Consider the following 22,088-nt stretch of genomic DNA (forward strand, 5'->3'; position numbering starts at 1 on the left):
AAACAAGCGCTCGTTGAAAAAGTGAAAAATATTATTAGAGTGTGTGAAGCCGCGTAGAAACGCGGTTTTTTTATCGCAGACTAATGTGGGTAAACACTAGGTTACCTAAAATCAACTAAAAAAACATCCCAAAGAATATCCCAAAGGGCATTCCAATATATCCCAAAGACGCTATCCGCCCGTGCCTTCGTCTGTAATATTGAATCGAATATGAACCTGCTGCTGGTCGGCCGTAGCTGGCGGTTAAGTTTGAAAAGGAGTGGTGTAAATGTTTGTAGCTAAATTGGATCGAGTCGCGGTGGTGGTGCGAGATATCAATCAAGCCACGAAAGACATGAAAGAGATGCTGGGCTGCGAGTTCTACGGGCCGCTTGACGACCCCGGGCCGGGTCTTGCCGTTGCGTTGCCCCGACGCGGGGGACTTGAGCTGGTGTCACCGACGCGCTGCGACGACGCGATTGGTGCGACCCAGCTCTTGGAACGCAAAGGCGAAGGTATCACCGGTATCGCCTTCAGAGTGGACAAGTTGGCTCGAAGTCAAAAAAGCGGTTTTCCATCCCGAAAGACCCGCCAAGTCCCGACCCGCCGGGCGCTGCGCCGCCTGCGGAGGATGGCCCGAAGTCAACGAACGGCAAATACCGTCAGCATAGCGAACAGGTACGGCCCTCTGAACGTCTGCAGCAAGACGAGGACAATGCGCCGCCCCGCGAAGATGGCCCCGGCCCTGCCGGTGATTATAGAATTGAGAGAACGATTCAATTTACTGTAATGTTGAAAGCAGGAAAGAAACGGAAATGATCCATGTCGAACGGAAGCGAGAAAAAGTACAAAAAATACTATAGCAATTAGCTTGTGGGTAAATTAGGAATTAAAGTTTCATTACGCAAGCTGGATTTCGTTCTAAATTTTGTCTTTTCACCAGTTAATCTATTCATATCACGATTTTCTTCATTTGTTTTCCAGGCAATTCGGAAACCGCCATTATGGAAGCGCAGCCATATTCGAAAGTTGAAATTATTTCAAAGACTTGGTCAAGGTTTAAAACTATTATTGCTGATAGAATAAGTACATAGAAAACAAGCAACAACCATAAAGACACTCTCGGAATTGAGGGGAGGTAATCACCAAATTTGACAAGAATTAACTGGGAATTGCAGTTCAGCGTCGCAAATACTAACTATAGATATTTTAGATATTAAAAGCTCCTGAGAGTGTTATCTTCAAATTAACAATCTCAGGAGCTTTTCGACGTCCACCTAAATATTCCCCTCGAATTGTTATGAGCGTTTTTTCAAAAGCTGCCAATCCGGCTAGTGGAAGGTTTTAGCTAGTTCCTTTCACTGGCAAATCTCTCTAGATTTTTCACTTTTGAAATGATTCCATAAGCGCAATGTCATATTCCTTCATTTTGCGGTACAGCGTCGACCGCGCAACACCAAGTATTTTGGCTGCTTTGTCGGTATTCTTGCCGGTATAACTCAAGGTTTCTTCGATTGCGTTTTTCTCCAATTCGGCCAGAGTACTCAGATGCTTCGCGCTATGCACAAGACCCTTTCGGCATATTTCCTGCGGCAGATCGCAGGCTTCTATTACGCCGCCCTTACAGAGATTGGCGGCGTAAACCATGGCGTTTTCCAATTGGCGGACATTACCGGGCCAAGGACAACTTTGCAGGATGCGCCGGGCTTCGTCACTGAATACGGGAACCTGTTTACCCGGGCCGCAGATCTTCGCCATTAAGTGTTCGGCCAAAACGAGGATATCGGCTTGGCGGCTGCGCAGCGGGGGAATATCGATCAGGAACACGGCCAGACGATAATAAAGATCATTTCGGAACTGGCCTGCCGAGACGGCCTGCAGCAGATCCTTGTTGGTCGCGGCGATAATGCGGACATCGACGGGGATATGCTTTACGCCGCCAATGCGCATTATTTTTTTCTCCTCCAGCGCCCTTAGCAGTACCGGCTGTACCTCCATGGGCATGTCGCCTATTTCATCAAGAAAGAGCGTTCCACCGTCAGCCAGTTCAAATTTTCCGGGCCGTCCTTTTTTCTCGGCGCCAGTAAACGCGCCTCCCTCATAGCCGAACAGCTCGCTTTCAATCAGCGTGCGGGGCAGGGCGGCGCAATTGATGGCGATAAAAGGGCCTGTCGGGCGGTGCAGGTTATGGATGGCCTGGGCGAATAATTCCTTTCCCGTACCGCTTTCCCCGATGAGCAAAACGCCAGCGCTTGTCTTGGCGAAACTTTGGGCCAAATGTACGGCATTACGCACTTCGACGCTGGTGCCGCAGATATCGCTAAAGGTATAGACTGCCTGTACTCCGCTCCCGTTATGATCTACCCTGCTCGTCTGGCGCAAATGGTAAGTGGCCTGGAGTTGTTCGTCTTTGGCGTTCAGATCCAGTTGTCGGGAAATTGCTTCCGCCGTGGATATCACCCAACCAAGGGTATGGAAGCGCAAATGCTGCATCTGAATTTCTCCCTGAAGCTCGATGACGGCGATAGTACCGATAATTTGTTCATCCGAGTTCAGGATCGGCGCAGCCGAAGAAATATGCGTTTCAAAGGTAAACAAAAAGTTGCTCGGCCCAACCAGCTGTACAGGTTTTGTGTGCAGGATGCATAGGGAAATTGCATTGGTGCCTATGGTCTCTTCCCGGGCGTAGATGGGATTGGAATAGCGGATATCATTTTGCCCACAGGATATATAGATAAAAGCGCCTGCCTCATCGGTCAAAGACAACACATAACTGGAGCTGGATAATAAGGGTAAAAGTTTTTTCAGAATAGGAACTGCTGCATTCAGCAAAGACGTGTTTTTCACCGCTAGTTCCAGGGGATTGCAGTATTTTATTTCCTGCGGCTCAGTGTAAGGATTCACAGTAAATTGCTGGGAACGTACCCATGATTCGGCGACTTCCGGCAATATATATTTATTGGCGAAAGGATCCTCCTGACCTGAGAGGAAACGCTTCTTGCAGACATGAATCCGCTTCAAAGCGGCAGCATTTAATTCTGCGTCAAAAATGATACCATTTTCTAAGCTCCTCAATGTTATCACCTCTAGTAATATTATGGAATATTTTTAAAAATTTGTCCATTGTAATTATTATTTTCCTCAATTCTTTTTTTGGCTGGCCGCCTTATTTTCTATATAGGAATATTTCTATTCTGCGAATACGGGTAATGGCACGAAAACAGCAAAGGGCTGGCTTTTCCCCTTGGCATGAAAAATGCAATACCTATTTGTTGATAGCGTAATACTTTAGGAAAGGAGGGCGAAACGATGAAAAATGAAATCACCAGATCACCGCCCGCCGCGCTCGGGGCTGGAATTGATTGCTCAAACGAAGCCTAATGTCAAGATTAATAAGTGAAAGCGATATTACTACATGTGTGAATTTGTTTGCACTCGTTGCGGACGTTGTGGGCGCAGGGGAAACGAAGTCCTCTACGACTCACCCAAGATTGCAGGGATCTGCCTGTTCTGCGGCGGGGTGAATTCGCCGGCCGATACAGCCTGTTTCACCTGCGGTAAACCGCTGGTCAAACAGGCGGGTGTTTCAAATTTTTCCCTGTCACAAGCCGCAAGCGCCGGGGAGGCGGTAAGGGACCGGCTTGGTGAGAGTGAAAACAATGGGTAAAATCTGATCGTTACCTGAAAAGAAGGAGAAGACGGAGTTCGATGTATTTAACGGATTGGAAAGAATGGAGGAATTCGTATGGAGATATTGTAAACTGCCAAAGCGGTCAAACTCGACTCACTGGGCGATGTCAACGACCTCGGCAAAAGCGCACCATGTAGGCATCCCTTATGTCGACATTTAAATCAGGGACTTTAAAAGACGAACAAGAAAGAAGAGGTGAGTTTAATGGGTGTAAAGACGAAAGCTGCACCTTCAATTAAGTTGGATACTTTATCCGACGTGAACGATATGGGAAAACCATGGAAGTTCGACGATCCTGAAACTGGCCTGCACGTTACCCGTAGCTGTGTCTGGTCTCCTCCAGGCTGTCATCCGGTCGGGTGTGGCGTAAAGCTCTACGTTGACGATGAGGGGAAGCTTGTCAAGGTAGAAGGCGACGAGAACCAGCCTGTCACTCAGGGACGTCTGTGCATGCGCTGTATCGCGCTCAAAGACTATGTATACAATCCATCCCGTATCATTCACCCCATGAAACGTGAGCGCCAGTATCGCGGTCAGGCAGACAAATGGGTTGAGATCACCATGGATGAGGCCCTCGATATGATCGAGGAGAACTATTGGAAGACCGTCAAGCAGTACGGACATGAGAGCGTCTTAATTTACACCGGCACCGGGCGTGACGGAGGCGTGACGTCTGGCTCGAATCTCGCTGCTATGACGTTCAACACGCCGAACTACTGTTACACGCAATCTGGTTATGCCTGCTATCTGCCGCGGATGGCTGCAAGTGTTTATGTTTCCGGCATCGCTTATACCGAGATGGATTACGCAGGTACGCTCGAAGGACGCTATGATGATCCCGAGTATGCGATCCCAGAGGTCATCGTTCTATGGGGTAAAGATCCCCTGCCCTCCAACCCTGATGGCTTGTTTGGCCATGCTGTGATAGACCTGATGAAGCGTGGTTCTAAGGTCATCTGCGTTGACCCGCGTGTCACCTGGCTTTCCACTAAGGCCGCCTATCACCTGAGGCTTCGTGCCGGAACCGATACCGCCTTAGGTATGGCGATGCTCGACACTATCATCAAGGAAGACCTGTACGATCATGAGTTCGTTGAGAACTACTGCTACGGATTCGACGAGTTTGCGGAACGTTGCGCCACCATGCCGGCAGAGAAGGCAGCAGAGATCTGCGGAATCGATGCTGAGGATATCAAGGGAGCAGCGCGTCTATACGCCAATGCAGCACAGGCCACCATTGCCTGGGGTCTTGCCATCGATCAGAAGACAAACGGTCTGCAAAATGGGCATGTCGTTATCGCGCTGACTGCAATCACCGGCAATATCGACCGCCCTGGCGGTCAGTTGGTAGCCGGTGCCGGTACAACTGTCACCGGCGGTGAGAACGAAGACGCCGAGATGATGGCACTGGCGCGAGTCGACGACGACGAACTGCATATGAAGATGATCGGTATGCAGGAATACCCTGGATACTGCGGTTTCTGCAATAACAGTCATGCGGACTTGACGTTGTTGGCTTTGGAGACAGATAAGCCTTATCCGGTTCGATTTGCCATGCTCCAGAACTCTAACTTTGCCGCATGTCCCACAGCTGAGCCTGATCGTTGGATCAAGGCAAGCGCCAAGGCGCTGGATTTCTGCTTCGCCTTAGACTGCTTTATCACCCCCTCTGTCCAGTGTACGGCTGATCTGATCTTACCTCTTCAAACCACTGCTGAGAAGCTTACGGTTGTATCGGTCAACTATGGCGCTACACCCGTTTACCGCGGTTTCGAGAACAAGGCGATAACGGTCGGCGATTGCATTGGAGATGCCGAATTCGCGTATCTCATGGGAAAACGTCTCAACCCTGAGAAGTTCGAGAAAATGAATATCCATAGCACTGAGGACTTCTTAAGCCGTGTATGGCTTGGCAAGGAGGATTTCGACGAATTAAAGACGACCGTCATCAACCAGTACGACCATGAGTACTTCAAGTACAAAAAGGGTCATATGCGCGCTGACGGCCAGCTGGGCTTTAACACTCCCTCCGGCCGTATCGAGTTGTGGTGCAGTGCCTATCAGCAGTTTGGCGATGACCCGCTGCCGTACTACGAAGAGCCGCATTACAGCCCCTCTAGCAACTCTGAGTATATGAAAGAAGAGTATAGGGAGAAGTATCCCTTCGTCTTTACAACAGGGGCTCGTGTCTACCCCTTTTTCCATTCAGAAATGAGGCAGATTCCGGTTCTCAGGGAGATCAACCCCAATCCGCTGGTCGAGATTAATCCTGAAACAGCGAAGCGCCTGAATATCATCGATGGACAATGGTGCAGGATCTATAACATGTTTGGGGAATGTTACCAGAAGGCCAAGGTCACCGTAGCGGTAGATGAACAGACCATCCACGCCCAGCACGGTTGGTGGTTCCCTGAGGAGGAACCCAGCGCTCCGTCTCTGTTTGCTACCCTGCGCTCCAACCCCAACAGCTTGATTCCAAGCTTCCACAACGGGAAAATCGGTTTTGGCGCTCCCTTTAAGTCCATCATCTGCAACATTGAGCCTACTGACAAGAACTTTGATGTCGATATGCAGATGATCCAGAAGAAATTTGGAAGGGTGAAGTAACTATGGCTACCTATGGACTTTTAATTGACTACGAGCTTTGCACAGGATGCCAGTCTTGCGAGGTCTCCTGCAAGATGGAGCACGATCTGCCGGTTGGCAAGTGGGGCATCCGTGTTCACGACGAAGGCCCTTGGGAAATTGAGCCCAAGCGCTTCAACTGGATTAAAATGCCCATTCCGACAGATCTGTGTGACCTATGCGCTGATAGAACCAGTAAGGGTCGTGAGCCAATCTGTGTGCACCATTGCCTTGCGAACGTTATGCGCTATGGAACGGTCGAAGACCTTGCTAAACGAATGGACGGCAAGTTAAAGCAGGTTTTGTTCACTCCTCAAAAGCAAGGCTAAATAGAGGAGGCGGGTGTTGATGAGAGATGCTACACGATTCGGAAAATATGCATTACTCCGCTATAAGGGAGGAGCTTTGGGTGAGGATCCCATTGAGGATTACTCACAGGGTGAGTTAAAGAAGGTTCGCCTTGGATACAATGAGATACCCAGGGGCATAGATGAGGCATTGTTTGAAATGAATATTGGTGAGTCGGGTAACGTGATCGTCCCGCCTGAAAAAGCATATGGTGACCATGACCCCCACGGCATTCAGATTCGCATGCGCTCCGAGGTTCCTGATGGGGCATCCCTTAAAGTAGGATCTGTCTTGGGGTGGAAAAATCCCCTCTCACAGAAGGTCATCCCTGTAAGGGTGGTGGAGGCGACCGATGATTACGTCAAACTGGATTACAACCATCCCCTAGCGGGAAAGAGCCTTGATTATTGGCTCGAGTTGGTGGATATCGTTGATTGGTAGCGTCTTTATTGGTTAACTTCAATGCTACAGCTGCTTGAAATGGGCGCAGCTGCCGACACATGAGTCCTGCTGCGCCCTTTTGCTCTCGTTGGATGCCGTCGTCTTCCTCTCTGAGCGAATCGTATTCCCGAGTGGGGAGAATTGTGTTTCCGTTTTTCAGAGATCGCCGTACTCTCTCATGTGGGATGCCTTCCAGTTATAAACCAACTAAATGAAGCAATGAGCATGAGAACGAGGATTGATGTCACGCGTAATCATTCGTTCCCGTTCCACCTAGGCCCGCCGCAAACACGACGACTATTCCTGTTGTAACCCCAAACATAACAAGCAGCCGGCCGAAAAGGATGGAAATGAAACAGGATATTACTCCATTTTTACCGATCTCCATAAGCGTGGCTACCGCAGAAAGATCAAAAAGAGTGAATGTAAGGGGGAGGTTCTCGGCCATGTGTTACGGCTGCAATATGTGCAATAGGTGCGGTAAGGTAACCCGGCTCCAGGGACTGCTCGGTGGTCGCTTCTGCCCCCAATGCAGCACCAAAGCCAAAGAAGATGAGACTCACTGTCTCAATTGCGGGCATCGCTTACCCCCACCTTACATAAAGCCATCATCGTTGACCTGCTCCCCAAAATCGTAGTCCATTCTCAATGAGAGAAAACCGTGTACGATATACCTACGATCTAGCAACTGATAACCATGAAGAAGACCCGCTATTCAGGAGAGCAGAAGCCTTCGCCTTGAAACAGGCGGAGGTTGGCGTGCCCGTTGCAGACGTATGCCGCAAGCTCGGTATTGCCGAGGCCACCTTCTAACGCTGGCGCGACAAGGGTTGCTATGGTAGCTCTGTGTTCCCAACCCTTACTGGTGCTACACCCAATCCGGGTATGCCTTGATTATGCTGCCTGCCTGCCCGAACGTTACGAGATCCGGCTTACAAGGTTCCCGAATGTATCGTCCTGTGGGGCAAGGCTCCCCTTGAGTCGAACCCGGACGGTTTCTTTGCCCTTTTATCACCGGCGTCCCATACCCCGAACTGAAGTGGGCGCTTATGCCCTGCATGAAGGAGGAAGCAGATTTATGAGACATTTCTCAACGGTTGGGTAAACGCGTGCTGGTACGCTATCGCGGCGGCGCCTAGGGTGAAGAAATCATCGAGGATTTCTCCGAAGACGATCCTTTGGAGATATGTATTGGCTTTGGTCAGGTTCCTGTCGGTATCGATGAAATCCTTTTCGAGATGGAAATCGGTGAGCAGCGGATTGTCAGGATTCCCTGGGATAAGGCCTACGGTGAGCATGATCCGGACGGCGTGCAAAAATATCCACGGTCTTTTATCGGAAACGGTTATGCGCTGGAAAAGGGAAGCTGTTTTGCCTGGACAAATCCTGCAACGGGGCGGAAGATACCTGTGCGTGTGGTCAAAGCGACCAAAGACACCGAAACCCTTGACTTCAATCACCCCTTGGCGGGGAAAACCCTTGAATATTGGTTTGAACTCGTTGATGTCATCGACTATAAAGACTGATGGTAATTTACACGATTAAACGGAGGTGATAGTAATGTGTTTCCGACCGCCAACGGCTGGAAAACCAATTAAATGCCCAAAATGCGGAATGATGAATCCGCAGATTAGCAAAACTTGCAGACAGTGTCAGGAGCCCTTAAACAAAAAAGAAAAAAATGAAAATGAAGAAAAGTAAGTAGCTTCCATTTATTAATGGAAATTTTTAAGGAAAATGATTAGGATAAAATATGCTTGAAAAGAGGTTATTCTGATATGAAGGTGGAGACAAAGATTAATATTTATACTAATCTGTTCTTTTCCATCCTTTTCGGCGTGGGATTCGCCACATTGGGCGGACTGCTCACAAAGGGTGCGGTTGACTGGCCTAACTTTCCTGCCACAGCTCTCGCCGGCCTCGTTGTAGGCTTTGTCGTCAGTATGATTATCCCCATCGGAAAAATAGGCGCCGCCTTGGCGGGCAAAGTTGCTAAGCCTGACACCTTTTTGTTCAACCTCATTAGTTTCGCAGTGCTTCTTTTCATCATGTTGGTGTTTATGTGCCCAGTCCTGACATTATTTATCGGCAGTTTCCTTATGGGCGCGCCTGTGGCAGCCGTTTTACCGAACTCTTATTCGCTTTTCCTACCGTTCTTCGGCGTTGGCATTGTCTCACTTATGATTATTGGCGGCTTCGTTATGAAACTAGTGATGAAATGCGCGGGTGCACCTGCCCCTGAAAACGCCAGCGTGACTAAAGAGGGCAGCCAGGAAAAACTTTGATTTAGAACCATTGGACTGATTCAAAAGGTTAGCGGAAATAATAGCAAAAGCCTGGTATAGCAAGCACCGCCTGCGGCAAAATCATGCTGCAGGCGGTGCTGTTACTTACTTTTGAAATCAAATTTGCGAAAGAGAGGATTTTATCTGGGCGCGAATATTGACAATAGACAATTCTTATTCAAAAACACTAAAAATGGCAGTGAGAAGCAGATCCTTGGTCCGAATCTCCCAACACCCTATCTTAAGCCAATGCTCTGTCTATAGCGGGCAGCTTCACCAAACACCTTTCATACTGCTTTCAGATTGGCTGTGGGATCGGTGGAGATGTCCCGCAGAACAAAACCAAAGAATGAAATCCGGGGTATTTGCCATATTCATCAAAGACACGGTGCACCTCGTTAAATATCTCTTCGTCCGTGGCTTCCGGCTGAGCCGGGGCGCCGTTGGAATTAAAGCCACCCATAATCGCAAATTTGTCTCCGTAGTTCTCCAATATCTCAACAATATTATTTATTGGCTATTTATAAATATTTAAATAACATTAATAATTTAGCTATTCCTCAATCCGGTATTTACCCTTATAATAGGTAATAGATGGAAAGTGAAATGTGTAACAAGGTTGAAGGAAGGGGTGCCTTATTTTCGCCTCGTGCGAGGCTTGCACAGAATAACGGACAATTATCGAAAGAGACGACTTGCAAACCTTAAAAAACATCTCAATATACCCCCGTTTGACACTATAGAGTAAGTGTTTTTTTGACGATGGAGGAGTTTAAATGAGTACTCGGCTAGAAGTTTCTTCCAAGAACCAGACGCAACGCATTGTTAAGGATGTCGACAATCAAACACAGCGCGCTGCCGCCGATTCGCGGCCTCTTGACCTCAAGTCGCCTGTTCTTATGGATTTGCGACACCGGGTCGTGCCTACGCCAATCAGCGTGATGATTGCGCACGAGGACAAACTGTTCTCAGAAGGTATCGCTGCCCTAATCGACCAGTGGGCCGAGTTCCAGTTGATTGCCAAGGTCTCTAACAACGACGAGGTACTGAAGTTCACCATTGAGTATTACCCTGCGGTCATCCTGATGGGTGTGCGAATGCAGGGTGTTAAATGTAGCGAGACAATCCGCGCCATTACTGCGAACGGATTTGAGACGCATGTTATCGTCATCGCCTCTCGCAGCAAAGCCGCTGACGTCCTAGAAGCCTTGCGTGCCGGCGCCACGGGGTACGGTGTTCGCGAGGACCTCTCCGCCGACCGGCTCCGTGGAATTCTTTGGGGCGTTGCAGCCGGCGAAGTTGTACTATCAGGCTCGGTTGGCACTCGCCTCAAAGAAGAGCTTCTCAAGCCGGCCGATGCGTCGGCAATTGACGACGGTTTTTTTAATGCCCTCACTAAGCGCGAGCGAGAGGTGCTTGCCTTGCTCGTCGAAGGACTTTCCAATACGGAGATCAGTCATCAGCTTTATCTGAGTGAGCCCACCATTAAGAAGATCATCAGCCAAGTCACCGGCAAATTGCAGGTTACGAATCGGGTTCAGGCAGCAGTGCTAGCGACCCGCCATATGATGATTCGCCAACAGTAGCTATCAACAACGCTGGTTAACCGAATGATGTACTGTGCTTCTGGTAGCCAGCGCGGCATTGAAGTATATATAGGTATAAACTTTTGCGGAAGGCGGCCAAGCACGCACTTCCGTTACACCCTTTATGATTTCATTGCCTAGGATGATATTATTGAAACAAGTAGCTCGCTGAAAAAGTAAAAGATATTATTAGAGTGTGTGAAACCGCGTAGAAACGCGGTTTTTTCGTTTTATCGCGGACTAATGCGGGTAAACACTAGGTTACCTCAAATCAACTAAAAAACATCCCAAAGTATCCCGAAAAGTATCCTAAAGAGCATCCCAAAGGGTATTTTAAAAGATCCCAAAGACGCTATTCGCCAGTGCCTCCATCTGGTAACATTGTGCACAGATGAACTTGCGGCTGGTCTGACATAGCTGGCGGTTAAGTATGAAAAGGAGTGGTGTAAATGTTAAGAGCTAAATTGGATCGGGTCGCAGTGGTGGTGCGGGATGTCAATAAGGCCAAGAAAGACCTGGAAGAGCTGCTGGGCTTAGAGTTCTACGGGCCGTTTGACGACCCCGGGCCGGGTCTTGCCGTTGCGTTGCCCCGACGCGGGGGACTTGAGCTGGTGTCACCGACACGCCAAGATGACGCGATTGGTGCGACACAGCTCTTGGAACGCAAGGGCGAAGGTATCACCGGTATCGCCTTTAGAGTGGACGATATTGAGGAGGCCGAGCGCCATTTTGCTAAACTCGGACTGAAACCGGACGTGAGGATTAACCATGGTGGCATGAAGGAAATTCTCTTCATGGCCCAGGAGGCTACACACGGTATTGAGATAGCAATCAACGAGTACCCCGAGGCCAACGGTATGGCACTCGAGGTTGCCCGTGATTTGGGCGTAGAAGTATAGGAGACCATCATTTAATTAGGGAAGGGAGACACTAATGAAGTCAGTGATAGTTTTTAAGTGGGCGGTCAATCCACTGGACGCGCGAGTAAGCGCTGACGGCACAGTCGATTGGAGTGCGGCCTCCCCCTGGGTGGGCGATGACGATTATCTTGCCGCTCAGGTGGCCAGCAAAGCCGCAGGCCCGGATGGCGAAGTGGTCGGTCTGACCTTGGCTGGCGGCGATGTCGCATTCGCGGCTGCCCGTGGTGCGCAGCATACTGTCGCCATCGACGGCCTTCCTGTCACAGCGGACGCATTTACCATAGCGCAGGCACTGGCGGCTACTGTGCGCTCGCTAGGGATTGTCGACGTCGTTGCAATTGGCGACTCAGCCTGGGAACCGTTGGTTCCGGTAATGCTCGCCGGTCTATTGGGCTGGACGGCATTAATGGCTGTCGACTCGGTTGAGATCAAAGACGATGGCCTGTGCGTGACCCGCCGTTTCGGTACAGGCACCCAAGACGTCATCGTTCGTGGACCAGTGGTCCTCGGAGTAGTTGCGCGGCGCGAAGAAGAGAACAAGCCGGGTATGCGCGCAGTGTTGAACGCGCGGAAGAAGCCAGTCACGACCGTGACAGTCGCCGAGTTGGTTGACGAAGGCTTGACCTCTCTCACATCGCGCGGGACGCATTTGCCTGAAACCGCGCCTTCGCGGCTGTTCGATGGCTCGGATCCCGACCATGCTGTGAGTCAACTGCTGCAGGCGTTGCAAGCCGAGGGGGCGCTATGATGACAACAAAAAGGTGTAATGATATGAGCAATGATAGTTGGATCATCATCGCAGACGATGTGCCAGCCGGTTCATTATCGGCGATGGCTCGGAGCTTGGGTGGACGGGTCACGGCAGTAGTCGTGGGCTCCCGGGAGCGTGCGGAGGCAGTGGCGATCTCGGGGGTCGATGCCTTAGTGTGGTACACGACCAATGATGTGACTCCTGCTGAGGCGTGGGCCACCGTAGTCGCAGAAACTGCCGCTGAAGCCAAGCCGCGCGTTGTTTTAGCGGCGAATGCGCCTGCGGCTAGGGTACTCGTCGGGGCAATTGCGGCGCGACTGGGCACAGCCATCACTTCATCGGTCATGGCGGTCACACTAGAGGAAAATCGGGTGGTAGTAAAGCGGTCAGTGGCCGAAGGACGCGCGGTCGAGGTACTCGACACTGATGGCTTCGTCGCTGGACTGATTATCGAGGGTGGGGATGAAGCGGAGCGTTCACCTGTTGCAGTCGAAATATCCGCCGCCGCGAATGTGGAACCTGGGGACAGCCTCAGGATAGTGGCGACTCATGTAGACACGGGTGGCGGCGCAGAGCTGGCGAGCGCAGACCGAGTGGTAGGTGTCGGACTTGGCATTTGCGACAAGGATAACATTGCCCTTGTCGAAGAACTGGCTGTCGCGTTACGCGCCAAGTTGGCCTGCACTCTACCCCTGTGTGACGACTATCGGTGGTTTGAGCATTCCCGTGTGGTCGGATCCTCGACCCAGCGGATCTCGCCCCGTTTATACTTGGCAGTCGGCATTTCAGGACAACCCCAGCACATGATGGGCGTGCGTGGGGTCAAAACGATTATTGCCATTAACAACGACCCCGAGGCGCCCATCTTCGGTAAGTGTACCTACGGTATCGTCGGCAATCTAAACGCCGTCGTACCCGTCCTGACAGCCGCGCTGTCGGATAGCTAAGAAAGATTGTGAATAACCTATCTCAGACCTGGAAAGAGACATGACAGAAAAGCTGAAGAAATGAGCGAGAGGTGAAAGAAATGACAGACAAAATGCAAACTTTCGACACAGAGTACGATTTAATCGTTGTTGGCAGCGGTGCCTCCGGGAAATCGGCCGCACTCACTGCCGCTCAAGCGGGCTTGCGAGTCGTTATTTTTGAGAAGATGCCCGAGACCGGTGGCACCTCAATTTATGCCGAGGGCACTTGCGCCTTCGAGTCCAGCGAACAAAAAGCCCGTGGTGTGCCCTCGAATCCCAAGTATCACTTTCCCACAAAGGTCGAGGGGTATGCAAAATTCAACTCGTACAGCCACTACCGTGCCAACGTCGACGTCGTCCGTGCGTTTGTAGATAGCTCCGCTGAAACGATTGATATTCTCAAGTCGCTTGGGGTCGTCTATAAAAATGTAACAATTGCCGCCTACGATGATCCAAACGAGTTGTGGTGTTTCCACCTTCCAGAAGGGCTGGGAGCACAAGTCCAGGAGATACTACTCGCTGCTGTCCAGAAGGCAGGTGTGGATATCTTCACGTCGACGCCGGTCAAAGAACTAATTATGGATGATGGCGCGGTGGTGGGGGTAGTTGCCCATGACACATCCAGCGGTGAGCAGCTGCGGGTGGGGGCCAAGGCAGTCGTGCTTGCCACCGGAGGCATCGGCAACAATCCCGAACTGGTCGCCAAGTACACTTGGTTTACGCCTAGCGCACTCAACATGAACGTGCTCACCCCGGCTCAAAACGTGGGCGACGGTCTTAACATGGCGTTGGGGGCCGGAGCCGATCCTAACAATATCGTAAGTGGCGGTCTGGTTGCCGCCGGTGCTCGAAACAAGGCCATGGACTCTCATATCGGTGCAGCGGGCTGTCAACCGTGTGTGTGGGTGAACAAGACCGCCAGGCGGTTCATCAACGAGGGCATCGCCGAGAACATCGGTGACATTGGCCCCGTCTGGGGTAAGCAGCCGGAAGGCCTGATATACGCGCTGCTTGACGAGAAGGACATCGAACGCTTGATCGCAGACGGTTCTGAGATTTCGATCGGCGAATTCGTTGTGTACGGTCGTCCGCTGAACCGCTTGCGTACCGAACTTGACCAGGATGTTGCTGATGGTGTCGCGTGGAAGTCAGATACCATCGAAGGGCTGGCCGAGCAGCTCGGGCTAGACCCGACTGTGTTGGCACAAACTGTAGTCGAGTACAATGCCGCTTGTGACGCGGGCGAGGATCCCAAGTACTACAAGCAAGCTCGTTACTTGAGGCCGCTTAGTTGTGCACCCTTCTATGCAATCAGCATGGCTCCCGGCATGATGAGCTCGGCCGGTGGCATCCGCATTAACGGTGACATGCAGGTCGTCGACAAGGACTACCAGCCCATTCCTGGTCTGTACGCAGTCGGTCTGGACGCAACCGGTCTGTACGGTGATTCGTATAACATGGAGGTTCCCGGCGCAGCCAATGGTTTTGCCCACACTTCTGGACGCATTGCAGCCCGTCACGTGGTGAGTACCTTGGGGGGCGTATAGTCATGACAATTTCCGATGCCGTAGACTTCGATGTAATCGTCGTAGGTGCCGGAGTGGCCGGTTGTGTCACTGCCTACCGTCTTGCTGCGGCGGGACACTCTGTGCTTGTGGTTGAACGCGGCAGCGAGCCCGGGGCTAAAAACCTCTCTGGCGGTGTGTTCTACTGCCAGGTAATGGAAGACGTGTTTCCTGGTTTCGCGGATGCGGCACCCGTCGAACGACGCATCATTCGCAATTGCCTGAGCTTCCTTACGCCGAGTGCCGCGGTGGGCGTCGACTACTTTGATCAACGCTTGGCTGAGCCGGTGAATGCAGTCTCGGTGTTGCGAGCTAAGCTTGACCCATGGCTTGCCCAGCAAGCCGTGGACGCAGGCGCGGAACTCATGCCCGGTTTCAGAGTTGACGCGCTACTCAAAGAGGAGGGCCGAGTCGTTGGGATTAAAGCTGGCGATGACGAATTGCGAGCCCATGTCGTCGTAGCTGCTGACGGCATCAACTCCTTCATCAGTCGTGAAGCGGGATTGAGAGCTAAAGAGCCTGATAAACACCTCGCCCTTGGGGTCAAATCCGTCATCGGTCTGCCTCGAGAAACAATCGAGGCTCGATGGGGGCTGACCGGCGACGAAGGAATCGCTTACTCTCTCGTCGGCGACTGTACGCAGGGCATAGGTGGCGGCGGCTTTTTGTACACCAACCTACAATCGGTCTCAATCGGTATTGTGCTCAGACTGGATGACTTAGCAAAAAGTGGCTTGACCTCGTCCGATGTTCATGATAGTTTCCTTAACCACCCGGCAGTGTCGCCGCTGCTGCGCGGAGGAGAACTTCTAGAGTACGGCTGCCATCTCGTCGCTGAGGGTGGCAATGCGATGGTTCACGATCTGATCCACGACGGTTTGGTTATCGTCGGAGACGCTGCAGGGTTCACGCTCAACACGGGTTTCACAATTCGAGGCATGGACTTGGCAGCCAGTTCGGGGATTGCCGCCGCTACAGCGATTGACGCCGCGCTCAAAGCAGGGGATTTCACTAAAGCTGCTCTGAGCCGTTACAGTAATGAGCTGAAGAAATCGTTTTGCGGTCAGGATATGCTTACCTATGCTAAGGCACCAGACTTCTTTGAGAACCCACGGCTCTATAAAGCTTACGGGGACATCCTCGCCAACATCATGTATGGTGTATATAACCTCGACACTTCCCCGCGTCGCCACTTGGCTCAAACGGCTCGAAGCGTGTTGCGCGAGTCCCCGGTCGGTTTGGGTCGTGTACTTCTCGACGCTATGGAGGGGGTGAAAGCGCTATGACCAACTCCAATCTGATACCTCCGATAACTGAACGCTTAGCCCTAAACCGCTTCGAACCTGACGAAGGAAACCCCCATATTGAGGTCGACCAGGTTTTGGCGCAATCGACCGGAGCGGGTTCGTTGCTTGAACGGGTTTGCCCCGCACACGTCTATTCCGTCGGGGCTGACGGCTCTATTAGAGTCTTGTACGCCGCATGTTTGGAATGCGGCACATGCTTCCAGGTAGCGCCTTCGGGTGTCCTTACATGGACTTATCCACAAGGCGGTATCGGGGTGGTATATAGAGAAGGCTGATTGCCTGCCGCTGACATTCGGCGGCAAGCTCAAGTAAAGTAAAGAAATTATTGGAAGAGGAAAGAAAGAAGGAATGAAATTATGACAAAAACACGTGTAACTCCTCCCTGTCCCGAACTCGTTAGCGCGGCCGAATCGCTTGGCCAGCGACTCAAAGGCAAGCGTGTGCTCCTCACGGGTACCACAAAAGGCGTGGGCGTAGCGGCGCAAGAGTTGTTTGCCCGTCATGGTGCTTACGTAATTGGCTCCGGCCGCACTCCGGGCTTGGCGGCAGCTAATGCCGCAAAGCTTGCCGCGCAGGGGCTGAAAGCCGAAGGCTATGACGTTGACCTGTCCGACCCCGATGCCGCCAAGGCTTGGGTCGACATGGCCGCCGAACGCATGGGCGGCATCGACGTGGTCGTCAACAATGCCTCAAAGCCTGAATTTGCCCCATTTGGCGTAATGACCTTCGCCCAGTGGAAGAAGTCCCTGCAAAACGAACTCGACCTCGTTTTTACTGTTACCAACGCGGCTTGGCCACACTTGATTAAGGCAGGCGGCGGCAGCGTAATCAACGTGTCGTCCAACAACGGCACGACCGGTATTGGTAATACCCCGCAAGCTGCTCACGCGGCAGCTAAGGCGGGTGTTATCGGTCTAGCCAAGCAGCTCGCAGCTGAGGGCGCCCCCTTTGGTATCCGGGTCAACGCACTCTCGCCAGGTCTCATTGAAACCCCCGGCGCGGACGGCGCGCCGCCGGAAATGGTCAATTTCATCATTCACGAGATGCAGCTCACCGGACGTCCGCTCACGCCGTTGGATGTCGCCTACGGGCTGCTTTTCCTGGCCTCGGATGAAAGCCGTTTCATCACTGCCATCAACCTGCCTCTTGACGGCGGCTCCAGCGGAGCCATGCCCGGTCCCAACTTCTAATCGACATTCTCTGGGAACTCACGGTAGATGCTTCCATGAGTCGAGGCATGGGCATCTGCCGTCCCCATATCAAGCCTAATTTGAGTCTTTTGTGTTTAGCCTTACTGGTAGATCATCTCGCTAAATGTTTTGATATTGACGTATTGCGGATACATTTAAGGTTAAAATCGCTTTGGCTAATTATTTGTAGGATATTTCACAACTATAAGGGAAGAGTTTTTTAATTTTCTCTAATTTTTTATCTTTTGGCCTACAATAATTTTACTCTAATGGATTTATGAAAGGGAGGAATACCATGAAGGGTCCCGCAGCGTTTCAGAGGATGACAAACGCTTTAATGAACGTGCTGTTGGGCATTGGCGTGAGCATTTATGTGATGTTGACGATGCAGAGTATGCCGCAGTTTTCCGGTGTTACGTTACTCACGCCTGTGACATTGCTGCAATCGGTTGTGTTGAGCTTCGCAATCGGGTACAGCGTGGGAGATCTGGTGCCTGTCATGGGCTGGGGGCAAGGACTGGTGCGCGTCTTTCAAGTACGCAACAAGGTTGGCTCATATCTGATCACGGCGACGGTTTTGGGCGCATGCATGGGCTTCTTTTTGAGCTGCATCCTGTCCTTTATTAACAATATCGTTACCCAGGGCATACCTGGTGTCCTAGGTTTCATCGCCACGTTCACGCCAGGCATCTGCCTGGTAGCCGCCCTCTTGGTGATCATAACTTTGGGGCCTGTGATGAGGCTGTCCTCGGTTATCAGTGGATTTGATCCCGCCCAGGCATCAGTATCTGAAGCCACACCCACATCAAACAGCAAGTGCTAGTTAAGTTTAAATGATTTTTACTCTCGTTCAAAAGGCTACTATAAAAGGAGGAAGATCTAAATGAAGCACAGCAAATACCCAAAACTATTCGAAAAAAGCTATATTGGGAACCTTGAAATCAAAAACAGAATTGTTAGAATGCCCATGGGGACTGACTTGGGAAATCCTGACGGATCAGCAACTGATCGACAAATTACTGCATATGCAGAAGCAGCGGAAGGCGGAGCAGGAATCGTATATATGGATGCCTGCGCACCGGTAAAAATACATCATTGCGGTCTAAATATTGCATCAGATTCAATGATTGCCAATTTAAGCCTACTTGCAGATGCTATCAAATATCATGGGGCCATTGCAGGGTGCCAAATTGCTCATCCGGGCAGAGACGCTGGTTTCGTAGGCGGAGATGATTTGGTAGCACCTTCAGCAATCCAATGGGAACCCTGGTATCAACATGGCGCCGCTATTCCTAGAGAACTGACGCTTCAAGAAATCCATGAAATGGTAAGCGCATTTGGTGATGCGGCTAGACGTTGTAAAATTGCTGGATTCGATATAGTAGATATTCATGCAGCTTGTGGAACTTTAGCATCTAATTTCCTATCGCCATTAAACAATACGCGTACGGATATGTATGGTGGATCATTATGCAATCGTGCAAGATTTGTGGTTGAAATTATCAAAGATATTAAAAAGAAAACAGGGCCTAATTATCCTGTATCAGTAAGATTGAGCTGTAATGATAATGAACCGGGTGGTATTAGAGTAGAAGAAACTGTTGAAGTAGCTAAAATGTGTGAAGCTGCTGGAGCAGACGTTATCAACATCACCGGTGGCAGCCATGCGGAAGCAGTTCGTTGTGCATCTATCTTCCAACCTTGGGGGATCAATCTTGAAGACGCTGCCAAGATCAAAAAGGCTGTTAATATTCCTGTTATGTGTGCTGGAGGTTTCAAAACTCCTGAATTTGCTGAAAAAGCTCTTGCAGAAGGAAAAATCGATTATATTGGTTTAGGTAAACCTGTTTTAGCTGATCCTTTCTGGGCTAAAAAGGCTAAAGAAGGAAGATCAGAAGATATTAAACCATGTATCAATTGTTTGATCGGGTGCCATGATAGAGGGCTAATGCCTGGAAGAGTTCCTCACTGTGCAGTCAATCCTACATTATACAAGTATGAAGCTCCGGCTATCATCCCGGCAGAAACACCTAAAAATGTTGCTGTTATTGGTGGCGGACCTGCAGGCATAGAAGCTGCTATTACAGCGACCCAGCGTGGTCATAATGTCACGATCTATGAAAAACGTGAATTAGGTGGAGCTATGATTGAAGCTTCAGTACCTGATTACAAGTCGGATATTAGATTACTAATTCAATACTATAAGACTCAATTAGAAAAATTAAATATAAAAGTCGTTAAGGAAGAAGCAACTATAGATACAATCAAAAATGGTAACTATGATGCTGCCATCGTTGCGGTAGGCGGCAAGACTAGGACATTAGATGTTCCGGGAATTGATAATAAAATCGTGACTAATGCCATGGATGTACTAGGTAAGAATGCTCCGACTGGTCATAAGGTAGTCATTGTTGGTGGCGGTATCACTGGTGCTGAAACTGCAGATGTCTTAGCTGAACAAGGTAAAGAAGTAACTATCGTTGAAATGCTTGATTCATTCTTGGGTAATGCAGGTATCAGCGCTATTGGCTACTTCCAAAAAATTGCAAAAGCTGGTATCAAAGTTATTACTGGTAGACGTCTTGAAAGTGTCAAAGACCATACTGCTGTGCTTGTTGATAGATTCGGCAATAGAAGTGAATTAGATGCTGATAGTATTGTTATTTCAGCTGGCTTTGTTCCGCAAAAAGAATTAGCTAATCAAATTGAAGAAGAAACAGACATTGATGTTTATACTGCTGGTGATTGCAGAAGTGCACGTCAAATCCAAGATGCAGTACATGAAGGCTATATTGCAGGAAGACTTGTATAATAGGTTCAAAAATTCACTTTACTCCCATAATTAAATTTTTTTTATAGAAAGAGTAGAAATAGTGAAATTTGAGTAACGAGCTGCTGCATTCAACCATCAACCGGAATACCCCGCTTTCCGCACTGATCCTCTATCTGTTTCTGCTCGGCTGTGGAAATTCGGTCTTTCAGTCGCCCAACAACAGCAGCATTATGGTCAGCGTGCCGCGTACGCAGCTCGGCGTCGCCAGCGGCCTTAACGCGCTGTTCCGCAACCTCGGCCTGGTCTCGGGCACAACCTTCTCGATGCTGATCTTTTCCTTTATCACCAAGCTGAACATCAACTCGGTGGCTGGCGGCGCCTTCAACGCGGCCTCATTCACAAGGGGGCTGATGGGAGTCTTTATCTTTGATGCGCTGTGCTGTCTGGGCGGCGTGGGCCTGAGCCTCACCCGCGCAAATCACGGTCAGGCCGGCCGACGAAGGCAAGCAAACGTAAGATCACTCTCCTTGGAAACCAAAGCGATAAACCCCGGGAGTTTGAGGGCGGAGCCCTCAATAGCCTTCAGGCTTTCTAGAAATTACTTTCTGAAATACCTTTGCGTTTTCGCATGGAAATTTTTCCGTCAATAAAAATATTATAGGAATCATGCACAATGCGATCGGAAATCGCGTCTGCCAACGTCGGCTCACCGATTTTATGGTACCATCCTCCGACTTCAAACTGAGAACAGAATATGGTAGAAGCCTTCCTGTACCAAGACTCTACGATCTCAAGCAAATCGCGGGCTTCACTTTCCTTTAAAGGAAACAGCAGCCATTCATCCAAAATGAGCAGTTTCACTTGCTTGTAAGTTTTAATAAACTTGCGATAAGTACCATCACCTCGCGCTATGGCCAACTCGCCCAGCAAATCCGGAACCCTCACATATTTGACTGTGCAAAAATTTCTAGCCGCAGCCATGCCGAAAGCATTAGACAGATAGGTTTTCCCGCTGCCGGTTGCGCCCAGAATAATAATATTATGGGCTTCTAAAATGTAGTTGCAGGCAGCTAAACGGCTTATTTGCGCTTTATCCAATTTTCGGTCGTCATGGTACTCGATATTTTCAACACAAGCGTCGTTGAAAGCGAATCCGGCGTTTTTGATCAGCCGGGATAGCCGGTTGTTTTTACGGGATGTCCATTCGGCATCCACCAGCAAGCCAAAGCGCTCCTCAAATGAAAGTTCCGTAAAGTCAGTGCCTTTAAGCTGTTCCCGGAAAGACTGGGCCATAACGCTGAGCTTCATTTCATGCAGTTTCGTAACAGTGGTGTCGTTTAGCATTTTCCATTCCTCCGGCTGTAATAGTCGGCTCCGCGAGTGAGACCATACTCGGAGGAGGAAGAAGATACTGGAGATTCTTCTTGGATCTTATCCCGGCCTGATTTAAGTATCACCTGAATGCTTTTAAAACTCGGGCGTTCTGTGTAAGATAGCGCTTTGGTACAGGCAGTTTCGAGTCGCTCAATCCAATACTTGTCGGCCAGTTTCAAAAGTGCCATACAAACCTTGTAGCCTTGTTGCTCAACCTTGTGACTTTCTAAAAACAAACGAACAACGGTGACTGTGGTCTAAAATGTACCCTGTAGAGTAGACAAT

The 22,088-nt window shown here is 50.2% G+C and carries 20 protein-coding genes and 1 pseudogene; 18 read left to right on the forward strand and 3 right to left on the reverse strand.

Annotated features, from left to right (window positions below):
• Positions 1 to 268: 268 nt before the first annotated feature.
• Entirely contained in the window at positions 269 to 769 is a 501-nt protein-coding gene (locus ACZ42W_RS06240) for a VOC family protein (protein ID WP_464169244.1), read from the forward strand.
• A 593-nt stretch (positions 770 to 1,362) separates the two neighbouring features.
• On the opposite strand, the gene ACZ42W_RS06245 is transcribed toward ACZ42W_RS06240, so the two are convergent.
• Positions 1,363 to 3,054, reverse strand: coding sequence for a sigma-54 interaction domain-containing protein (locus tag ACZ42W_RS06245; protein WP_464169245.1), 1,692 nt, complete (start codon positions 3,052 to 3,054; stop codon positions 1,363 to 1,365).
• A gap of 820 nt (positions 3,055 to 3,874) precedes the next feature.
• Here ACZ42W_RS06245 and ACZ42W_RS06250 point away from each other — a divergent pair.
• From ACZ42W_RS06250 to ACZ42W_RS06260, 3 genes are read left to right on the forward strand one after another with little or no spacing between them, the layout of a single operon-like run.
• Complete coding sequence (locus ACZ42W_RS06250; protein WP_464169246.1) at positions 3,875 to 6,277, forward strand: molybdopterin-dependent oxidoreductase; 2,403 nt, start codon at positions 3,875 to 3,877, stop codon at positions 6,275 to 6,277.
• 2 nt (positions 6,278 to 6,279) lie between these two features.
• A complete protein-coding gene (locus ACZ42W_RS06255; protein ID WP_464169248.1) occupies positions 6,280 to 6,624 on the forward strand; it encodes an oxidoreductase in 345 nt (114 codons plus the stop codon).
• 19 nt (positions 6,625 to 6,643) lie between these two features.
• Positions 6,644 to 7,084 (forward strand): FKBP-type peptidyl-prolyl cis-trans isomerase, encoded by a 441-nt coding sequence (locus ACZ42W_RS06260; RefSeq protein WP_464169249.1) that lies wholly within the window; start codon positions 6,644 to 6,646, stop codon positions 7,082 to 7,084.
• A gap of 410 nt (positions 7,085 to 7,494) precedes the next feature.
• Here ACZ42W_RS06260 and ACZ42W_RS06265 read toward each other — a convergent pair whose 3' ends face one another.
• Entirely contained in the window at positions 7,495 to 7,665 is a 171-nt protein-coding gene (locus ACZ42W_RS06265) for a hypothetical protein (protein WP_464169251.1), read from the reverse strand.
• Positions 7,666 to 7,781: 116 nt separating this feature from the next.
• Between ACZ42W_RS06265 and ACZ42W_RS06270 the strand changes: the two are divergent.
• The 14 genes and pseudogenes from ACZ42W_RS06270 to ACZ42W_RS06335 form a co-directional block, all read left to right on the forward strand.
• A pseudogene (locus ACZ42W_RS06270) lies at positions 7,782 to 7,894 on the forward strand (transposase); the annotation flags it as partial.
• 368 nt (positions 7,895 to 8,262) lie between these two features.
• Positions 8,263 to 8,610, forward strand: coding sequence for an FKBP-type peptidyl-prolyl cis-trans isomerase (locus ACZ42W_RS06275; protein WP_464169252.1), 348 nt, complete (start codon positions 8,263 to 8,265; stop codon positions 8,608 to 8,610).
• A 252-nt stretch (positions 8,611 to 8,862) separates the two neighbouring features.
• Entirely contained in the window at positions 8,863 to 9,369 is a 507-nt protein-coding gene (locus ACZ42W_RS06280; protein ID WP_464169254.1) for a hypothetical protein, read from the forward strand.
• A 776-nt stretch (positions 9,370 to 10,145) separates the two neighbouring features.
• Positions 10,146 to 10,955, forward strand: a complete 810-nt coding sequence (locus tag ACZ42W_RS06285) for a LuxR C-terminal-related transcriptional regulator (RefSeq protein ID WP_464169256.1) — start codon at positions 10,146 to 10,148, stop codon at positions 10,953 to 10,955.
• Positions 10,956 to 11,404: 449 nt separating this feature from the next.
• Positions 11,405 to 11,854 carry a VOC family protein gene (locus tag ACZ42W_RS06290; protein WP_464169258.1) on the forward strand — a complete coding sequence of 150 codons (450 nt, stop codon included), beginning with the start codon at positions 11,405 to 11,407 and terminating at the stop codon, positions 11,852 to 11,854.
• A 34-nt stretch (positions 11,855 to 11,888) separates the two neighbouring features.
• Entirely contained in the window at positions 11,889 to 12,623 is a 735-nt protein-coding gene (locus tag ACZ42W_RS06295) for an electron transfer flavoprotein subunit beta/FixA family protein (protein WP_464169260.1), read from the forward strand.
• Complete coding sequence (locus ACZ42W_RS06300) at positions 12,620 to 13,573, forward strand: electron transfer flavoprotein subunit alpha/FixB family protein (protein ID WP_464169262.1); 954 nt, start codon at positions 12,620 to 12,622, stop codon at positions 13,571 to 13,573. Before ACZ42W_RS06295 ends, ACZ42W_RS06300 begins: the two co-directional genes overlap by 4 nt.
• 80 nt (positions 13,574 to 13,653) lie before the next feature.
• Positions 13,654 to 15,141, forward strand: coding sequence for an FAD-dependent oxidoreductase (locus ACZ42W_RS06305; protein WP_464169264.1), 1,488 nt, complete (start codon positions 13,654 to 13,656; stop codon positions 15,139 to 15,141).
• 2 nt (positions 15,142 to 15,143) lie between these two features.
• Complete coding sequence (locus ACZ42W_RS06310; protein WP_464169265.1) at positions 15,144 to 16,445, forward strand: FAD-dependent oxidoreductase; 1,302 nt, start codon at positions 15,144 to 15,146, stop codon at positions 16,443 to 16,445.
• Positions 16,442 to 16,741 (forward strand): ferredoxin family protein, encoded by a 300-nt coding sequence (locus tag ACZ42W_RS06315; RefSeq protein ID WP_464169266.1) that lies wholly within the window; start codon positions 16,442 to 16,444, stop codon positions 16,739 to 16,741. The genes ACZ42W_RS06310 and ACZ42W_RS06315 overlap by 4 nt, the downstream gene beginning before the upstream one ends.
• 81 nt (positions 16,742 to 16,822) lie before the next feature.
• Positions 16,823 to 17,656 carry an SDR family NAD(P)-dependent oxidoreductase gene (locus ACZ42W_RS06320; RefSeq protein ID WP_464169268.1) on the forward strand — a complete coding sequence of 278 codons (834 nt, stop codon included), beginning with the start codon at positions 16,823 to 16,825 and terminating at the stop codon, positions 17,654 to 17,656.
• A 295-nt stretch (positions 17,657 to 17,951) separates the two neighbouring features.
• Complete coding sequence (locus ACZ42W_RS06325) at positions 17,952 to 18,479, forward strand: hypothetical protein (protein ID WP_464169270.1); 528 nt, start codon at positions 17,952 to 17,954, stop codon at positions 18,477 to 18,479.
• Positions 18,480 to 18,539: 60 nt separating this feature from the next.
• Positions 18,540 to 20,468 (forward strand): oxidoreductase, encoded by a 1,929-nt coding sequence (locus ACZ42W_RS06330; RefSeq protein ID WP_464169272.1) that lies wholly within the window; start codon positions 18,540 to 18,542, stop codon positions 20,466 to 20,468.
• 68 nt (positions 20,469 to 20,536) lie between these two features.
• Positions 20,537 to 21,079, forward strand: coding sequence for a hypothetical protein (locus tag ACZ42W_RS06335; RefSeq protein WP_464169274.1), 543 nt, complete (start codon positions 20,537 to 20,539; stop codon positions 21,077 to 21,079).
• Here the strand turns inward: ACZ42W_RS06335 and istB are convergent.
• Entirely contained in the window at positions 21,021 to 21,773 is a 753-nt protein-coding gene (gene istB, locus ACZ42W_RS06340; RefSeq protein WP_464169276.1) for an IS21-like element helper ATPase IstB, read from the reverse strand. The genes ACZ42W_RS06335 and istB overlap by 59 nt on opposite strands.
• Positions 21,774 to 22,088: the final 315 nt, after the last annotated feature.

Source organism: Desulfitobacterium elongatum (genome assembly GCF_055378975.1).

Coding starts and splice junctions, on each gene's coding strand:
- ACZ42W_RS06240 (WP_464169244.1), top strand. CDS start 269: ATGTTTGTAGCTAAATTGGATCGAGTCGCGGTGGTGGTGCGAGATATC.
- ACZ42W_RS06250 (WP_464169246.1), top strand. CDS start 3,875: ATGGGTGTAAAGACGAAAGCTGCACCTTCAATTAAGTTGGATACTTTA.
- ACZ42W_RS06255 (WP_464169248.1), top strand. CDS start 6,280: ATGGCTACCTATGGACTTTTAATTGACTACGAGCTTTGCACAGGATGC.
- ACZ42W_RS06260 (WP_464169249.1), top strand. CDS start 6,644: ATGAGAGATGCTACACGATTCGGAAAATATGCATTACTCCGCTATAAG.
- ACZ42W_RS06265 (WP_464169251.1), bottom strand. CDS start 7,665: ATGCCCGCAATTGAGACAGTGAGTCTCATCTTCTTTGGCTTTGGTGCT.
- ACZ42W_RS06280 (WP_464169254.1), top strand. CDS start 8,863: ATGAAGGTGGAGACAAAGATTAATATTTATACTAATCTGTTCTTTTCC.
- ACZ42W_RS06285 (WP_464169256.1), top strand. CDS start 10,146: ATGAGTACTCGGCTAGAAGTTTCTTCCAAGAACCAGACGCAACGCATT.
- ACZ42W_RS06290 (WP_464169258.1), top strand. CDS start 11,405: ATGTTAAGAGCTAAATTGGATCGGGTCGCAGTGGTGGTGCGGGATGTC.
- ACZ42W_RS06295 (WP_464169260.1), top strand. CDS start 11,889: ATGAAGTCAGTGATAGTTTTTAAGTGGGCGGTCAATCCACTGGACGCG.
- ACZ42W_RS06300 (WP_464169262.1), top strand. CDS start 12,620: ATGATGACAACAAAAAGGTGTAATGATATGAGCAATGATAGTTGGATC.
- ACZ42W_RS06305 (WP_464169264.1), top strand. CDS start 13,654: ATGACAGACAAAATGCAAACTTTCGACACAGAGTACGATTTAATCGTT.
- ACZ42W_RS06310 (WP_464169265.1), top strand. CDS start 15,144: ATGACAATTTCCGATGCCGTAGACTTCGATGTAATCGTCGTAGGTGCC.
- ACZ42W_RS06315 (WP_464169266.1), top strand. CDS start 16,442: ATGACCAACTCCAATCTGATACCTCCGATAACTGAACGCTTAGCCCTA.
- ACZ42W_RS06320 (WP_464169268.1), top strand. CDS start 16,823: ATGACAAAAACACGTGTAACTCCTCCCTGTCCCGAACTCGTTAGCGCG.
- ACZ42W_RS06325 (WP_464169270.1), top strand. CDS start 17,952: ATGAAGGGTCCCGCAGCGTTTCAGAGGATGACAAACGCTTTAATGAAC.
- ACZ42W_RS06330 (WP_464169272.1), top strand. CDS start 18,540: ATGAAGCACAGCAAATACCCAAAACTATTCGAAAAAAGCTATATTGGG.
- istB (WP_464169276.1), bottom strand. CDS start 21,773: ATGCTAAACGACACCACTGTTACGAAACTGCATGAAATGAAGCTCAGC.